Annotated in this window: 14 protein-coding genes and 1 pseudogene; 10 read left to right on the plus strand and 5 right to left on the minus strand. The window is 62.3% G+C overall.

Translation table 11 applies throughout. From position 1 onward, the window contains the following. Positions 1 to 138 precede the first annotated feature (138 nt). Positions 139 to 240 (plus strand): annotated as a pseudogene (locus tag VMH22_09425) (redoxin domain-containing protein). A 36-nt stretch (positions 241 to 276) separates the two neighbouring features. Beyond that, positions 277 to 582, plus strand: coding sequence for a hypothetical protein (locus tag VMH22_09430; protein ID HTW91916.1), 306 nt, complete (start codon positions 277 to 279; stop codon positions 580 to 582). Between the two features lie 28 nt (positions 583 to 610). On the opposite strand, the gene VMH22_09435 is transcribed toward VMH22_09430, so the two are convergent. Continuing rightward, on the minus strand, positions 611 to 2716 hold the full coding sequence (locus tag VMH22_09435; GenBank protein HTW91917.1) for a right-handed parallel beta-helix repeat-containing protein: 2106 nt from the start codon (positions 2714 to 2716) through the stop codon (positions 611 to 613). A 574-nt stretch (positions 2717 to 3290) separates the two neighbouring features. After that, positions 3291 to 3869, minus strand: coding sequence for a hypothetical protein (locus VMH22_09440; protein HTW91918.1), 579 nt, complete (start codon positions 3867 to 3869; stop codon positions 3291 to 3293). Positions 3870 to 4247: 378 nt separating this feature from the next. Between VMH22_09440 and VMH22_09445 the strand changes: the two genes are divergently transcribed. Beyond that, positions 4248 to 4607 carry a hypothetical protein gene (locus VMH22_09445; protein HTW91919.1) on the plus strand — a complete coding sequence of 120 codons (360 nt, stop codon included), beginning with the start codon at positions 4248 to 4250 and terminating at the stop codon, positions 4605 to 4607. A 480-nt stretch (positions 4608 to 5087) separates the two neighbouring features. Here VMH22_09445 and VMH22_09450 read toward each other — a convergent pair whose 3' ends face one another. From VMH22_09450 to VMH22_09460, 3 genes are all read right to left on the minus strand, one after another. Next, positions 5088 to 5279 (minus strand): hypothetical protein, encoded by a 192-nt coding sequence (locus VMH22_09450; protein HTW91920.1) that lies wholly within the window; start codon positions 5277 to 5279, stop codon positions 5088 to 5090. Positions 5280 to 5570: 291 nt separating this feature from the next. After that, positions 5571 to 8126 carry an ATP-dependent chaperone ClpB gene (gene clpB, locus VMH22_09455; GenBank protein HTW91921.1) on the minus strand — a complete coding sequence of 852 codons (2556 nt, stop codon included), beginning with the start codon at positions 8124 to 8126 and terminating at the stop codon, positions 5571 to 5573. 49 nt (positions 8127 to 8175) lie between these two features. Continuing rightward, positions 8176 to 8712, minus strand: a complete 537-nt coding sequence (locus VMH22_09460) for a DUF488 domain-containing protein (protein HTW91922.1) — start codon at positions 8710 to 8712, stop codon at positions 8176 to 8178. 227 nt (positions 8713 to 8939) lie between these two features. On the opposite strand from VMH22_09460, the gene VMH22_09465 reads away from it, so the two are divergent. The 7 genes from VMH22_09465 to VMH22_09495 all read left to right on the plus strand — a co-directional run. Then, a complete protein-coding gene (locus VMH22_09465; protein HTW91923.1) occupies positions 8940 to 10307 on the plus strand; it encodes an exo-alpha-sialidase in 1368 nt (455 codons plus the stop codon). A 9-nt stretch (positions 10308 to 10316) separates the two neighbouring features. After that, a complete protein-coding gene (locus VMH22_09470) occupies positions 10317 to 11564 on the plus strand; it encodes a hypothetical protein (GenBank protein ID HTW91924.1) in 1248 nt (415 codons plus the stop codon). A 9-nt stretch (positions 11565 to 11573) separates the two neighbouring features. Further along, entirely contained in the window at positions 11574 to 11912 is a 339-nt protein-coding gene (locus VMH22_09475; protein HTW91925.1) for a hypothetical protein, read from the plus strand. An 81-nt stretch (positions 11913 to 11993) separates the two neighbouring features. Beyond that, positions 11994 to 13148, plus strand: coding sequence for an SBBP repeat-containing protein (locus VMH22_09480; protein ID HTW91926.1), 1155 nt, complete (start codon positions 11994 to 11996; stop codon positions 13146 to 13148). A 9-nt stretch (positions 13149 to 13157) separates the two neighbouring features. Then, positions 13158 to 14732, plus strand: coding sequence for a hypothetical protein (locus VMH22_09485; GenBank protein HTW91927.1), 1575 nt, complete (start codon positions 13158 to 13160; stop codon positions 14730 to 14732). A gap of 9 nt (positions 14733 to 14741) precedes the next feature. Next, on the plus strand, positions 14742 to 16307 hold the full coding sequence (locus tag VMH22_09490) for a hypothetical protein (protein HTW91928.1): 1566 nt from the start codon (positions 14742 to 14744) through the stop codon (positions 16305 to 16307). A 9-nt stretch (positions 16308 to 16316) separates the two neighbouring features. Continuing rightward, positions 16317 to 16514, plus strand: a 198-nt coding sequence (locus VMH22_09495) for a hypothetical protein (GenBank protein HTW91929.1), incomplete at its 3' end; no start/stop codon positions are given.

Raw genomic sequence — 16514 nt, forward strand, 5'->3', positions numbered from 1 at the left:
GATGCCGGCTAGACTCTGGGCCGTCAGAGCGCGTGACTGGAGAAAGGAACCATGCGAAGCAGAGCACTGTTCGTACTACCGCTGGTCGTTATCGGGCTGGCCTGCAACGCCTTCGTGGCCACACCCGAAGTCGGTGCCAAGGCGCCGAACTTCAGCCTGCCGGACACGGCCGGTGTCAACCACTCCCTGACCGAGTTTCGGGGCAAGGTCGTGCTGCTCAACTTCTGGCAGTCGGGCTGACCGTACTGCCGCGCGGAGTTACCGCGCCTGTCGGCAATGCAGAGTGACTATGCCACGCGTGGGTTCGCGGCCGTCTCCATCAATCTCGAAGAGAACATGGACGATGTCGTCAAGGTGTGGGCCAGGCAGAACACAAACCTGTACCTGCGCGACGATGGCTACGAGTGGACGATCTACAAGCACAACGGCTCGATTCCTACGAACTACGTGATTGACACGGCGGGCGTGGTCCGCTACTGGTCAGAGGGCTTCGACGAGACCGCGGTCCGGGGCGTAATCGAAACCTACCTACCGGCTGCGGGCCAGGTGGCAGCCGTAACTGCCAAGTCAATCCGCGACTAGCAGAGCTACCGCGAAGCCGGTCCGGCCGCTATCGCTCGACCACTAGTTTGAGCGCGGAAGATAGGTTCCCTTCGCTGACTCTGACCAGATAGACGCCGGACCGCAGGTTCCCGAGTTCGACCCTTTGCTGCGAGCCGGTGGCGATGACTTGGCGCTTTAGCACGGTGCGGCCGGCAACATCAACGACCGCGATGTCCAGGCGGTCACCGGCTTGCGGGCCGGCAACAAGAGTAACGTATCCCCGGTTCGTCGGGCTGCCACGCAGCTCGAAACGTAGAGGCTGGCGTAGCGGCTGCGCCTCGCTGACCGCGCCGGGCGTGTACTCGTCCGCGCCGATGTCCGGCGAGAGCGAGTCGCGCCGGTCAAGCTCGATGTCGTAGGGGAACCCGGCAATCGGAATCCCCGAATCACGGCAGGGCGACGAGGAGGAGAGATGGTAGTTGTCCCCGGTCACGAATAGCGGGTCGCGCGACAGGCTGTGCGCATCCGGCGTCGCCGGGTACGCGCGCCAAGCGGCCAGCGTCGCGTACGCAGTCTCGTTCACGCGGGCCACGCTGCCGCTGTCCGAAGTACACAGGTCGTTGTTGTCACTTGCGCCGGGAGCGAATGGAAACGCTTCGGAAATATCGTAACAGGTGGAACCATACCGACCCCGGTTCCAGACGATGTTGTCTCTGGCCTCGGCCCCGGTTACGTTGGCGAGGTCAACTGCCACATTTCCAGCGCTGTCCTTTCCGACAATCGTGTTGTAGTAGAGCCGTGGCGATTGAACGTTGCGGAAGGTGACGCCGAGGTCGTTCCAACCCTTGATGCAGCTATTGGCCACGACCGGGCCGCGGCAGTTCAGAGCCGAGATGCCGACCTGCGTCGTGCCCAGTATCGTCATCCGCGCGAGCGTGTCGTCGTTGCAGCTATCGCCCAGCACGACCGAAACCGGGGCGGCGCAGACCAGCGAACAGGGCTGTACGCTCACGCCGCTGCTCTGGCTGAGGGCCATTGCTGCGACTGCGGCGGCGCCGTGCAGCTTGGCATGGGCGAACCGCGTGCCGGAGGAACGGCTGACGCTGAAGCCTGTACCGTAGCCGCCGTAGAGCTCGGCCCAGCGGAACGAGCAGCCCGGCGACGAGTCGAGCAGCACGCCGACCGCCGTGTCGCTGTTCACACTCACCACCTGCAGGCTGTCGATGACGCAGCCCGGCGAGTGGTCTAGTTCAAGGCCGCGGATCGGCCCGCTCTGGAGGGTCAAGCGCATGAAGTGGCAGTCGTTGCAGCGAAGAAGCGTGACCGCCTTCCGCGAGGTCCCGGCATCCATCATCGCGTTCGAGCTGATGGAGTCGCAGGACTCGAAGTAGGCCGCCTGTTTGTGCGTACCGTACGTCAGGCAACTGTCGAAATGCGCCGACGCGCAGTTGACCGCGTACAGTCCGTTGTCGGTCGAATCATGAACTGAGCATCCGGCCACCGAAATGCGTGGTGAGTTCACGACGCGGAACCCGGTATCGCTTGCGGCTTTGATGCCGGTCATCATCGTCATGTTGTCACCGCCGCCGGTAATCGAGACGCCGGTGTTGAGCGTGCCGAGTATCGAGCACTTGCGGACCGAGGCGGACCAGCAGTCCCGGAAGTCGAGGCCGCGGCTTCCCGAAGAGCGCATCGTTCCCTCCACGCGCGAAGTGTCGAGGTGGAAGTTAACCGCCCGCTCCACCAAAAGCCCGGTCTGCGCCGAGTCCGATACCATCCGGCAGGCCCAGACCGAACCGGAATCGGAGTCGGCGAACCGGATGCACGCGCTACCGGTATCTCGCACGCCCTGGAAACGCAGATTCTGCACCGTGACGTTGTGCGTGCTCTCGACCGAGAAGGCAAACCTGGAGCCACCCGCGTCAATCGTCGCGCCCGCGGACTTGGGCAGGAACCGAATCTTGTGGGTGCGGCTGTTGGCCACGCTGTGCAGCGCGACTGTGCCGGTGTAGATTGCCTGCGCAATCGGGAACTGGACGTCGCCGCCCAGCCCGCGTGCGTTCAGCGCGTTGGCCGCGGCCTGTACCGAGGCGAAACTGTCCACTCCCGGCCCGCCTGACCCGACCGGGTAGACTCCGTTCATAGGCTGGGCAGAAACCACGGCCGCGAACAAAGCGGCGCACGCCAGTAACGGTGCCGAACGTCTAACCGGCAATGGTTGGAGCATTGTCGAGATGATAGCCACGGGCAGCGGCGGCGCAAACCATACGTCCACTTGTTCTTTCGTCCTTCGTTCTTCGTCCATCGTTATCCCCGACCCTGTCTCTTTGTGCCTTGGTGTCTTTGTGGTTGACTCCTGCTGCGAACGGGGCGGAAAACAGCGCGGGCTCCGAGAGGAGCCCGCACTTCAAGCCTGAAAGGGCCTGCTAGCGCGCGAGCTTAACCAGACGCGCGCTCTGGCTGCCATCCCTGAGCAGGTAGACGCCCGGTTTGAGCCCGGCACCATTGAGGACGGCGCAACCGGACGCGGGAGCAGTCAGCGTGCGAACCAGGCTGCCGGCAGCATCATACAGGCGTAAGGCGGAGTTGGCGGCAAGGGACGAGGAGCAGCGGATGCTCGTGGCCGCGGTGAAGGGGTTGGGGTTCGCGGAGAGCGGCGAGGAAACGGTCAGCAGGCTGTGGTCTTCCTCGATACCGGCGGTCGCGAGCGAGACGTTATCGGCGGAAACTTCCGCCCAGCCGCCGCTTCAGGTCCCGTTGTCGTACGCGTACAGGTCGATAGTAACCTTCGCCACGCTTTCGCGATTGATGCCCGGCAGATTCCACCCGAGCTCCTGCCACAGCTTCAGCGTGTACGTATGCCACCCGCCGCCCGTATCGGCAATCGGAATCAGGCTTACGGTATCGCTCTTGGCCCACGAGCAATACTGATTGTGCAGATAGAAACGGGTGTTGCCCAGTTCGCTGTCGGACGAATTCATATACCTGACCCATACCGAGGCAACCGGCCAACAGGTCGATGACCCGCCGCCGATCTTGAACCTGCCGTCGAAACTCAGCGCAAGATAGACGTCGGGCACGTCAACGGTCTGACGCAGCGACGCGAAGTAGGCAAGTGTCTTGTAGACCTTGGCGGCATAGCCCGGAGTCGGCTGCCCGAACGTATCCGAGCGCGCGAACGAGTCTGACCCGACAACGTTGTTGGCCGTATCAACCCAGCCGGTAGTAATCGCCTGCTCGAAATCGCCGTTCACCAGATACTCGGTCGCCGCGGCCGGTGCGACGAGCGCTAAAACCAAAACGGAAAAAAGCAGAATTCTCTGCACTACATTACCTCCAGGACATGTCGGACGCTTTGGACCGGACAATACATTATCCCCGCCGCGGCCGACGCTGTCAAAGAAGCCCGACCAAGTACGCTGCATCACTAGAACACGAGCGCGGCTGCCGAGAAGTCCTTGGCGGACATCGGTGCCGACGTGGAGGCATTGTTCTACCACTGCGCGGCCATCATGCGTGCGCCTGCATTAGGCAGCGAGAATCGCGGCGTGCTGCGGCAGGGCTGACCGAGAATTCCACTGCCGGACGCCAAGGAACTACTGCTGCGGTCTGCCGAGTTGGGGAAGTCGGTTGCCGTATTGCTCAACACGGAGAGCGACGTGCGGGGCGTTGCCAGCGGCAGTATCAGGACGGAGTTAAAAACGATGGGAACTGCCGCGCGAATCGGCGGCGGTAACTTGAACCCGGAGAAGAGTGACTTGGCCGTGAGCGCAGGTTGGAGCCACGCAGGCGATGGCAAACACATCGAGCGCAAACACTCTGACGAAGAACTCGCCGCGATTCGCGAGGGTGCAAAGGCGCGGGCGCGGCTGGGCGAAAGTGCGTGTGACGTGTACCTGAACGAGCGTGCATCCCGGCGGAACGTCTCAGCCCGTGTCTGGGACTTCTACATCGGCCGGTATCAGATCATCAAGAAGTGGTTTCGCATCGCGAGCGTGAACTTCTCAAGCCCGACCTGGGACCGGAAGAGGCACGGAATGTGTCCGAGATGGTTCTCCGCATAGCGGCAGTACCACTTCTTCGTCCCGCCCTGGACGCCAACTATCAGACCGTCAGGAATTCGGCTTTCACCTGGCTGGCGCAGCGCCCAGCACAGATGGTGCCGTTCAATCCGATGAGCGCGTCCAAATGCGGTAACCCACGCCGCGGACAGGCAATACTACGGACCTGTAGGATGACGCGGGAGCGGCCACTTTGGCCATCTTAGGTTGCAGATTGTCGATTGGTGATTGGGCAAGCTTGTATACAAATACAGCTACAAGACGCGAGGGCGGATTTCTGGGCTATCTGCTTCCGGCATTGGGCTTTATGCTTGTAGCTGACGAATCGACTCCCCCGCCCGGGTGATTACCCTGCAGATAGTAGACAGGATTCAGTAGACAGCAGACAGGGGGGTTATCTCCACCGCAATTCTCGGATGAACCTCCACCGGAATTCGAGGGGTTAGTCCACCGGTTGCTCTCCGACTAGCTCTTAGGGTTAGTCTACGGGTTGCTCCACCGGTTCCTCTCCGGGTTGGTCGGAGCGTTGCGGCCCGGGTAAGTCCACGGGTTCCTGTCCGGGTTGCTCCCGAGTAAGCTCCGGCCGTTGCTCTCCGGTTTGCTCGGAGAATTGCGTCCCGAGTTGCTCTCCTCGTTGCTCTGCAGGTTGGTTGCCTGCATCCTGGCTTCGGTCATCCGATGGCCAGGCCGTCCTAAGCCTTTGTGTTTTCGTCTCTTGATGAGAGGAATCGGCCCCAGAAAGACGATGCCCGCCGGAAGGCCGGCGGGCATTCGCTTTCAAGAATCACCGCTGAGAAAGTCATTGCTGTCTTTCCCGGTCGTCCTCAAGGACCCTGTCCTCGGGACTTCCATGCGCCTGAGCTTAAGTCATCAGGCTGCCAGCGGTCTTAATTGGCGTGGGGAGCGGGGAAACAAGGGGGTTATTTTGGTGGGTTGGGAAGGAGGGATACCCGCTCCCCACAAATCTTAGTCTCCAGATTGTGAAAGAACAATCCTGCCGTCTTTGACAGAAACCACGACCTTCGCAGGTCGGCTTCTGAGAATCAGTTCTGCAATCGGATTCTCGACAAGACGCTGTATGACGCGCTTGAGCGGCCGCGCCCCGAAGTCCGGGTCGTAGCCCTGCTCAGCCAAAGCGTCCTCAACACCTGAACTAAGTATAAGAGCCACCCCCTGCTCTGTCAACATATCTTTGACGCGGGATAGCTGGATGTCCACGATCTTGCGGATGTCGTCCTTAGAGAGCGGGTTGAAGACAACGATGTCGTCGATGCGGTTGAGGAACTCGGGCCGGAAGCTGCGCCGAAGTAGCTGCATCAGCTCGTCGCGGTCGAACCGGCCCTGGCGCGCCAGTTCGGTGCCGAGGTTCGAGGTCATGATGATAATCGTGTTCTTGAAGTCCACGGTGCGGCCATGGCCGTCGGTCAGCCGGCCGTCGTCGAGAATCTGCAGAAGCACGTTGAACACGTCCGCGTGCGCCTTCTCGATTTCGTCGAGCAGCACGACTCGGTATGGCCGCCTCCGCACCGCCTCGGTCAACTGCCCGCCTTCTTCGAACCCGACGTATCCGGGCGGTGCGCCGATGAGCCGCGACACGGTGTGCCGTTCTCCGTACTCCGACATGTCGATGCGTACGATTGCCTCTTCGGTATCAAACAGCACCTGGGCCAGTGTCCGCGCGAGCTCGGTCTTCCCCACACCGGTGGGCCCCAGGAAGATGAAGCTGCCGATGGGCCGCTTCCGGTCGCCGATGCCGGCCCGGGCCCGACGGATGGCGTTCGCGACCGCGCTCACCGCCTCGTCCTGGCCCACCACCCGCTTGTGAATCTCGTCTTCAAGCCGGAGCAGCTTGTCCCGCTCCGACTCCATCAGGTTCTTGAGAGGAATCCCGGTCCACTTGGCCACGACCTCGGCGATGTCCTCTTCGGTCACCTGCTCGCGTAGCAGCCGGTTGCCCTTCTCCTTGGCCGCGAGTTTGGCCAGCTTCTTCTTAAGCTCGGCCAGCTTGCCGTATTCGAGCTCCGCTGCCTTGTTCAGGTCGTATTTCCGCTTGGCCGCGTCCACTTCGGCCGCGACCTTCTCGATCTCTTCCTGTAGCTTCTGCCGCGACTCGACTTCCTTCCGCTCGGTTTCCCACTGCGCGGTCAGCCGCTTCTGGTCTTCCTTGAGGTCGGCAATCTCCTTCTCGATTTCCTTGAGCCGCTTCTGAGAGGCTTCGTCGCGGTCGCGCTTGAGCGAGAGCTTCTCCATCTCGAGCTGCATCAGCTTCCGGTCAACGTCGTCGAGCTCGACCGGCTTGGAGGTGATTTCCATCTTCAGCTTGGCCGCGGCCTCGTCCACGAGGTCAATCGCCTTGTCCGGCTGGAACCGGTCGGCGATGTAGCGGTTCGACATCGTCGCCGCCGCCACCAGCGCCGCATCGGTTATCTGCACGCCGTGGTGGACCTCGTAGCGTTCCTTCAACCCGCGCAGAATCGAGATGGTCTCCTCGACCGTGGGCTGGTCCACGAAGACCGGCTGGAACCTCCGTTCGAGCGCCTTGTCCTTTTCGATGTACTGGCGGTACTCGTCGAGCGTGGTCGCGCCGATGCAGCGCAGTTCTCCGCGCGCGAGCATCGGCTTCAGGATGTTGCCTGCATCCACCGCGCCCTCGGCCTTGCCTGCGCCGACCACGGTGTGGAGTTCATCTATGAACAGGATGATTCGACCCTCGGACGAGGCGACTTCCTTAAGCACGGCCTTGAGGCGATTCTCGAACTCGCCGCGGTACTTGGTGCCGGCAATGAGCGCGCCCATGTCGAGCGCCACGAGCTTCCGGTCTTTGAGCGACTCGGGCACGTCGCCGCGAATGATGCGCTGGGCCAGGCCCTCGACGATCGCGGTCTTGCCCACGCCCGCCTCGCCGATCATCACCGGGTTGTTCTTGGTACGGCGGGATAGCACCGTCATCACACGCCGGATCTCGTCGTCGCGGCCGATGACCGGGTCGAGCTTCCCGTCACGGGCAAGCTGGGTGACGTCGCGACCGAACTTCTCCAGCGGCTGGTATCGTTCCTCTGCAGCTTGGTCCGTGACGCGCTGGGACCCGCGAATCTCTTTCAGAGCCGCGAGCACCTTGGCCGGGTCGACGCTGAAAGCCTTGAATATCCGCGCGCAGTCGCCGTCCTTCAGCCCGAGAATCGCAAGGAACAGGTGCTCGGTGGAAACGAACTCGTCCTTGAAGCGCTTGGCCTGGTTCTCGGCTTCGGCCAGCACCTGCCGGGCGCGGGCGGACGTGTAAAGCTGGCTGTCGCCGCCGGTGACGCGCGGCCGGTCGGACAGGGCGGCCTGGACTTGCTGGTGGATGACCTGCGGGTCAGCGCCGACCTTCTTGATTAACTGGGGAACCAGACCCTCGTCCTGCTCAAGGAGTGCGAGGAGGATGTGTTCCGCGTCGATTTCGTTGTGCTGGAACCGTGTGGCAATCGCCTGGGCTGAGGCCACCGCCTCTTGCGCTTTCTCAGTGAACCTGTCTATGTTCATTTCTCTATATTAGACGAAACCGGTCGCGGCTCGATTCGGGGTCGCGCGGTCAGTAGCCCGGTATCGCCGGATAGACCAGCCTGCCTTTGCGCACTCTCAGAAACGGCGTGAGCTTGTGCGGCCTGGCGGTCTTCCGGCTTGAGATCTCCAGGACCTGCCACTTGCGCTTGGTCAGCGCGTCGCCGATGAGCGAACGATGACAGCGCCAGGGGTTTCCCTCGGCGCACATGATCGCGGTCGGCTCTTTCCGGGCGATGGTTTCCAGGAGTTCAAGACCGAGTACGAACTCGTCGGTCTGCATGTAGTCCGCGAAGCCGCGAAAGGAGAGGTTGCGCCAGCCCATGTTCACCGAATCGTGGAGCGCGTGACGGAGGCCGCCGAGAGCCTTGAGGTGCCGGTACCCGATTCCCGCACGAGCCAGCGACTTCCTGATCTCTTGTTGATTGAACTGGGGATTGTGGCGGGACTTCGGAATCGTCCGCACGTCCACTACCTTATCGATTCCGTGAGCTTCCAGCAACGACAGGAAGTCCTCGATTGGCCGGTTGGAATGGCCTATCGTGTACACGGTTGGCTTTGCTGTCACTATGTTGTTAGACGCACTTGAACCAGCCCCGGGTCGCTGAAAGGATTTCCTTCCGGGCCTGTCACGCGCCTCTTCGTCTTGGTGGTGAGATTCGCCGCCCCTCGACTGCTTGACGCCTGCCGGGCGGTTGCTACAATCTGCAAAAGGGAGCGCCCTAAATGCATCGTCTTACTCATCGTGTGCGGCCGTCTTGTCTGTTGCTTGCGGTCGGCTGTTTGCTGTCGGCGGTGCTTGCCCAGTGGGAGCCGGACCGGAAGCTGTCGACCACAGACAGCTCGGCGGCCCTGAATGAGAACATGGGGCGGTGCATCGTCACCTGCGCGGACACGGTGCACGTGGTCTGGTACGACACGAAGAACAACGGCAGCGCTATCTACTACAAACGTTCGAGCGACCAAGGCGCGACTTGGGGCCCTGATACGAGACTCTCCTGCAGTCCCGGCTACTCTGACTTCCCGTCTCTGGCAGTGTCAGGCACAAACGTGCACCTCGCGTTCCGCGACCAGCGGACCGGTCGCTACGGCTCGTGCTACAAGCGCTCGACCGACGGCGGCCGGAACTGGGGACAGGACGTGTTCATCTCGGACTCAGCCCTGTTCAACTGGTGGCCGTCCGTCGCCGCGGTCGGCCCGATGGTCTACGTTGCGCTGAACCTGGACACTGTGAACAGCGAAGTCTACTTTCGGCGCTCGACCGACAATGGCGAAAACTGGGACACGATCCAGCGCATCTCCAACGCACCGCAGCGGTCCGAGGACCCCTGCATCGCGGCATCCGACTCCAACGTGCACATCGTCTGGAACGACTTCCGCCACGGCGGTGGCGGCCATAGCGAAGTCTACTATCGCCGCTCTTCAGACCAGGGCGTGACGTGGGGGCCGGAAACCCGGCTGACGTTTGATACCGCGATGTCCTACAGCCCGACGGTCTATCCGTCCGGCTCGAACGTTGACGTAGCGTGGGAGGACAACCGCGACGGTAACTTCGAGATCTACCATAAGCGCTCGACCGACTACGGACTGACCTGGGGCCCGGACCAACGGCTGACGTTTGACTCGGCGACCTCCGTCTATCCTTCAATCGTTGCGGACGGCGGGAACGTCCACATCGTCTGGTTCGGCCTCAGCGGCGGTGCCGGGATCTTCTGTCTTCATTCCAGCGACGGCGGCGCAAGCTGGGATTCGGCAGCTACCCTGGTCAGCGGCTCATCCTCGCCCGCAATGCCGTTCATTGATCTCTCGGGCTCTGTTCTTCATGTCATCTGGAAGGACACGCGCGACGGCCACGGCGCCATCTACTACAAGCGAAACCCAACCGGCAATCTCGGAATCGAGGAAAGCCTCAAACCGCAAGCTGCAAGCCACAAGCCCGTAGCCACGATCATCCACGGCGTGCTGTTCCTGAACGGGGACTGTCCCCGCATGGGGGCTGTCCCCAAAACCGTCCTGCTCGACGTCTCCGGCCGTAAGGTCATTGACCTGTGCCCCGGCCCGAACGACGTCTCTCGCCTCGCACCCGGCGTGTACTTCGTGCGTTCGGCGTCAGACGTAATGGGCGATGCGTCGAGCGTTCGCAAGGTTGTTATTCAACGCTAGGAGGTATCTGTGAAGAAGCTGGTTTTCATCATGATTACAGGTGTGCTGGCCGCTTCGGCCGCGCACGCTGACTCGCTCAACTGCCGGCTGGTAGGACACTGCAGCACTCCCGGCAACGCCGAGGGTGTGGAGCTGGTCTACACCAGGGGCATCATTCTGGTCGCGGACGGAGATTCCGGTTTGCGAGTGGTTAGCTACGATAGTGCAGTTGAAATCGGGCACTGCAATACCCCGGGCGAGGCCCACGCCGTGGCCGTCTATCCGACCCGAACGAACCTGGCCTTTGTTGCGGATGACACGTGCGGTCTGCTGGTCATCTCGATCGCCGACCCGGCGCATCCGGCCATCCTCGGTCGCTGTCACACACCCGGCACGGCCCTGGCCGTAGCCATCGGTCCCTACGGATATGCCTATGTTGCGGACATGGATGGTGGTCTCCGCGTCATCTCGGCTGCGGATTCCACGAATCCGGTTGAAGTCGGGTTCTGCGGCACGCCGGACTGGACCTGCGGGGTGGCCGTGAAGGCGGGCTTCGCCTACATGGCGGATGAGGACTCCGGCCTGCGCGTCATCTCGATTCAAAACCCGGCCAATCCGGTTGAAGTCGGACATTGCCGAACCGCGAATCTTGCCTATGGCGTATGCACGGACGATTACGTCTATGTCGCCGATGACCTCGGCGGCTTGCGGGTCATCTCGGCGGCTGACTCGTCGGATCCGCTTGAACTCGGAAGCTGCAGCACTCCAGGGAATGCCTATGCTGTGTCGGCAAATGGCCACCACGCCTTCGTAGCCGATTATGGTTCCGGCCTGCGCGTGATCTCGACTTCTGACTCGTCGCATCCGGTTGAGGTGGGATACTATGACACGCCGGGCTATGCCTGCGGCATCTATGCCGCGGGGACCCGAGCCTACATCGCGGACTACAACTATGGGCTCGAGATCATCGACTACAACGCTGCGGGCGTCGAGGAGAGCCGCAAGCCGCAAGCCTCAAGCTGCAAGCGGGCGGCGACCATCGTGCGCGGCGTGCTCCGCCTCGGAGTAGACAGTAAACAGTATTCAGCATACAGGGCCGTACCGTCTGACGGGGGCCGCTGCGGCCAACTACTGGACGTGAACGGACGTCGCGTCGCGGCGCTACATGCCGGGGTGAATGATGTGAGCGGGCTTGCGCCCGGGGTCTACTTCGTGCGTCAGGCGTCAGGCGGGGAACGTACGGCGTCGCCCGTCCGAAAGGTGGTCATTCAACACTAGGAGGCACACGTGAAGCACAGCAGTCTGATAGTCATTGTGGCTTCTCTCTTCTCCCTGGGTCGGGCCCAGCCGGATACGGTCTGGGCGCGCATCTATGACGACACGACCCAGCACGGCGACGAGGCCAAGGCCGTCGCGGTCGACGACTCGGGCAACGTCTACGTTGCCGGGTTCAGCCACGGAATCAGCAACGACGAGGCTCTCCTCGCCATCAAGTACCGCCCTAGCGGCGACACGGCATGGGCCCGGAGGTGGAACCCGACGGCCCTTCGAGACGAAGCCAACGCTGTTGCGCTGGACCATGCGCACAACGTGATTCTGAGCGGCTGGTGCGGCGGCACGTCCTAAGGTGGCGACTGGGCAACCATCAAGTTCAGTCCGTCCGGTGAATCGCTCTGGGCGCACACCTACGACTATGGCTCGCAGGACATGGCGACTGCCGTGATGGTCAACGACTCGAATGACATCTATGTCGTCGGCGAGCTGGGTGCCAGTCTTGGCTACCGCTACGGCGTCATCAAGTACACCCCGACCGGCGAGACGCTATGGACGCGCGCGTACAGCTTCCCGTCGGGCACAACTCAGGTGCCGTCGGCAGCCGTGCTCGACCACCACGACAATCTTCTGGTCACCGGCTTCAGCACTGGCGCGAACCGAAGGGTCGCGACCGTCAAGTACAAGCCGAACGGAGACACGGCCTGGACCCGAGTCTGGGATGGCCCAAAGCACAAGGGAGCGGACGGCGGGGCGGTCGGCGTCGATGCCGCCGACAACGTCTTTGTCTCAGGCACAACCTATGACTCGAGCGGTTACCAGAAGTTCCTTGGCCTCAAGTACGACAGCCTGGGCGATACACTCTGGACCTCGTCGGGCGGCCCGGATAGTGAGCAGATTCAGATTTCCGCCGGGGTGACGGACCGAACCGGCAACACGGTGGTCACCGGCTATTGCGGAGTCAGCCACGGCCAATTCTTCGATATCTCGACCGACAAGATCCGGCCCAATGGCGACACGGCCTGGACTGCGCTCTACAACGGAACCGGATACGGCAACGACATGGGCCGGGCGCTTGCGGTGGACTCACTGGGAAATGTCTATGTGGCCGGGCAGAGTCTAGGCAATGGCACCGGCTACGATGCGGTGACACTCAAGTACGATTCCTCGGGCCATCTGCTCTGGGTCGGCCGCTTTCCCGGGCCTTCGAACTGGAGCGACGCCCGTGCACTGGCGCTCGGCCCCGGCGCTACCACGGTGGCGGTCACCGGCAAAGTCAGCACACTCGACGGCTACGGTGGCGCGCTGACCATCTTGTACGGGACCACCAGTGCCGCTCAGGAGCCACGGCCGCCTGCGACTAACCGTCCGCCTCGTATTGCCACAGTCGTACGCGGAGCGCTCTGCCTGCCGGCGACCTCAAGCCCCAAGCCGCAAGCTGCAACCTGGCTGCTGGACGCGACCGGGCGTCGCGTCGCAACGTTGCGCGCGGGCGCGAATGACGTGAGCTGGCTTGCACCCGGGGTCTACTTCGTTAGAGTAGCGCAGGATGGAGCTCAGACCGTCCGCAAAGTTGTTCTGACCAGATAGGAGAAAGACATGAAGCATGTGCTGTCTTTGTTGGCTGCTGGATGTCTGCTGACGGTCGTGTCAGCCGACCCGCTATGGGTGAGGACCTACGGCAATCCGTACGGTGCGTTCGACGAGGTCCACGCCATCGGCGCGGACGACTCGGGTGACGTCGTCGTCTCCGGGTTCAGCCAAATCAGCTCCACCGACCAGGAGTTCGTCACCATCAAGTACAAGCCCAACGGCGACACGGCCTGGGTGCGGCACTTCAACCCGGGCAACGGGCGCGACGGCGCAACCGCGCTCGCCGTTGACCGCTCGGGCAACGTCATCGTCACGGGCTACACGGGCGACGCCAGCTCGTCGTACGGCCCGTGGACCACTATCAAGTACTCACCCGCCGGAGAATCGCTCTGGGCCACGACCTGGGAATACAGCGTGTACTGCCTGGCCACGGACGTAGTGGTTGACTCGGCGGGCAACAGCTATGTGACGGGCAGAGCGGGTTCGCTGAACTACCTGGACTTCGCGGTTGTGAAGTTCGACCCGGCCGGCAACCTGGTATGGCAATGCATCTACGACGGCGGCAACAACGACTATGCGGACGCGGTTGCGGTCGACCTCGAGGGCAATGTGTATGCCACCGGCTCCACGGTAGTCAGCGGCAACGATGGATTGCTCATGACCATGAGAATCAGCCCGGCCGGTGACACGCTCTGGAAGAACATATACCCCAATGCCAACAACCGGGGTGACCGGGGCATGAACATCGCGGTTGACAATTCGGGCAGTGCCATCGTCAGCGGAGACATATCGGATTCTGCCGGTCATACCGGGTACATCACCGTCAAGTACGCTCCCGGCGGTGACACGGTCTGGTCCCGCCGCTACCACGGGCCGGGCAATCAGTCCGACAATGCAATGGCACTCGCTCTGGACGCGGCCGGCAACGCCTACGTGACCGGCAGCACCTGGGCCGACGCCCACCACTACGACTTCACAACCATCAAGTACGCTCCGGATGGAACCGAACGCTGGGTCGTCCACTACCCCGGCGTCAGTCACCGTGCCTTTGCCGACGCCATCGGGCTGGACGTGAATGCCAACGTCTACGTCAGCGGCTACAGCTACGACTCGACCGGCGGATCGGACGTGGTGACGGTCAAGTACGATTCGGCGGGCACTCAGCGCTGGGCCGAGCGCTACGACGGGGGGTTCGGAGAAGATGAGGCCTCCGTGTTGGCGGTCGGCCCGGACAGCAGCATATTTGTCGGCGGCCGGACAAACAGCGACTCCGGTGGCATGGACTACATGACGCTCAAGTACGGCGTGGCGGGAGCGGTCGCGGAAACGCCGAGCGCCGAAGTCCGAACGCCGAACGTCGGGCCGACCATCGTCCGTGGAGTGTTGAACTTGGGAGTAGACAGTAGACAGCATTCAGCATACAGGGCGGAACTGCTCGACATATCCGGGAAGAAGGTGCTCAACCTGCACGCGGGCCCGAACGACGCATCGCGACTCGCGCCCGGAGTGTACTTCGTGCGTCCGGCGTCTGGCGTCGAGCGTGAAGCGTCGAGTGTCACCAAGGTCATCATTACCAAATAAGGAGAAAGCATGAAAACAGCCTTGGTCTTCTCTGTGGTCTGCCTGCTTGCTGTACTGTCGGCCCTCTGGGCCGCGCCGCTCTGGCAGAGAACATACAATGGTCAGAGCAATCGGGACGATGAGGTCCACGCCATCGGCACGGACGACTCCGGCAACGTCGTTGTCTCGGGCTTCAGCGATCTGAGCTCGACCGACGCGGAGTTTGTCACAATCAAGTACAAGCCAAACGGCGACACCGCCTGGCTCCGCCACTTCAATCCCGGCAACGGGCTGGACGGGGCTACGTCGCTGGCGATTGACCGCCGAGGTAACGTCATCGTCGACGGGTATATCGGTGGCTCGACTTCAGGGTACGGCGATTGGGCCGTAGTTAAGTACTCGGCCGCCGGCGACTCACTCTGGACGGCAACCTGGAATCTCGGCGCCAACGACCGACCCATACAAATCGTGGTCGACACGGCGGGCAACAGCTATGTTACCGGAAATGCGGGGTCGCAGAACTACATGGACTTCGCGGTCGTCAAGTTCGACGCCTCGGGCAACAAGGTCTGGCAATTCATCTACGACGGCGGCGACAACGACGGCGCGGCCGCGGTCGCGGTTGACTTCGCGGGCAATGTCTATGCCACTGGCTACACTGTACTCGGCGGCAACTACGGTCACCTGCTGACGATGAAACTCAACCCTGCCGGCGATTCGCTCTGGAAGAACATATACACCGGTCCGGCCGGCAAGACGGACATGGGCTCGTACATCGTGGTCGACGGCTCGGGCAATGTCATCGTGTCCGGAGTCAGCAATGACACGGCCGGCCGCAGCGACTACATCACCATCAAGTACTCCTCGAACGGCGACACGCTGTGGACCCGCCGCTACAACGGCCCGGGCAACCAAGCAGACGTCCCCTTAGGGCTCGTCCTGGATGCGGCCGGCAATGCCTACGTGACCGGTTGCAGCTACGACGTGAACAACCATTACGACTACGGGACCATCAAGTACTCCCCGGATGGAGCCGAGCGCTGGGTCGCCCGCTATCCGGGCGCTAGCCACCAGGCCGGCGCAACTGCCATCGGGCTGGATGCCGACGCCAACGTCTATGTGACCGGTACGAGCCTCAGCGCCAGCTACTTTTGGGGCGTGGCTACCGTCAAGTACGATTCGGCCGGTGACCAGCGCTGGGCTGAAAGCTACGCCGGGGACAGTGGAGAAACTGAAGCCTACGTTCTGGCGGTCGGCTCGAGCAGTAGCGTGTACGTCGGCGCCCGGATGGGAGTCAGCAACGAAGGGATGGACTACCTGACGCTGAACTACGGCGCGGCCGGCGCGGTCATGGAAACGCCGAACGCCAAAGTGCGAACGACGCATGCGGCCACTATCGCCCGAGGCATCCTCTTTCTGCCGGCTCCGACTTTCACTCTTCACTCTTCTCTCTTCTCTCTTTCCGGTCAGAAGGTGCTCGACCTCAACCCGGGCGCGAACGACGTCAGTTCGCTTTCGCCCGGCGTCTACTTTGTCCGGGCCGCCGGCGGCAAGCTGTCAGCCATGAACTGTCACAAAGTCGTGATCCAGAAGTAAGGAGTAACCATGACCAGGAACGTACATTTCCTGCTACTAGTGATGCTGGCAGGCGGCCTCTACGGACAGGTGCTTGAAGCGACGATCGACGTGCCGGACTCATTCAGCGCCATCACGATGCCCCAGGCGCTGGGGTTCAACCCGACAAACAACAAGGTGTACGTCGGCGGCAACTACGGCGACTTCGCGGTCGTGATTGACGGAGCC

This window comes from bacterium (genome assembly GCA_035505375.1).
In the GTDB taxonomy this organism is placed as follows: domain Bacteria; phylum Hydrothermota; class Tepidihabitantia; order Tepidihabitantales; family Tepidihabitantaceae; genus UBA2258.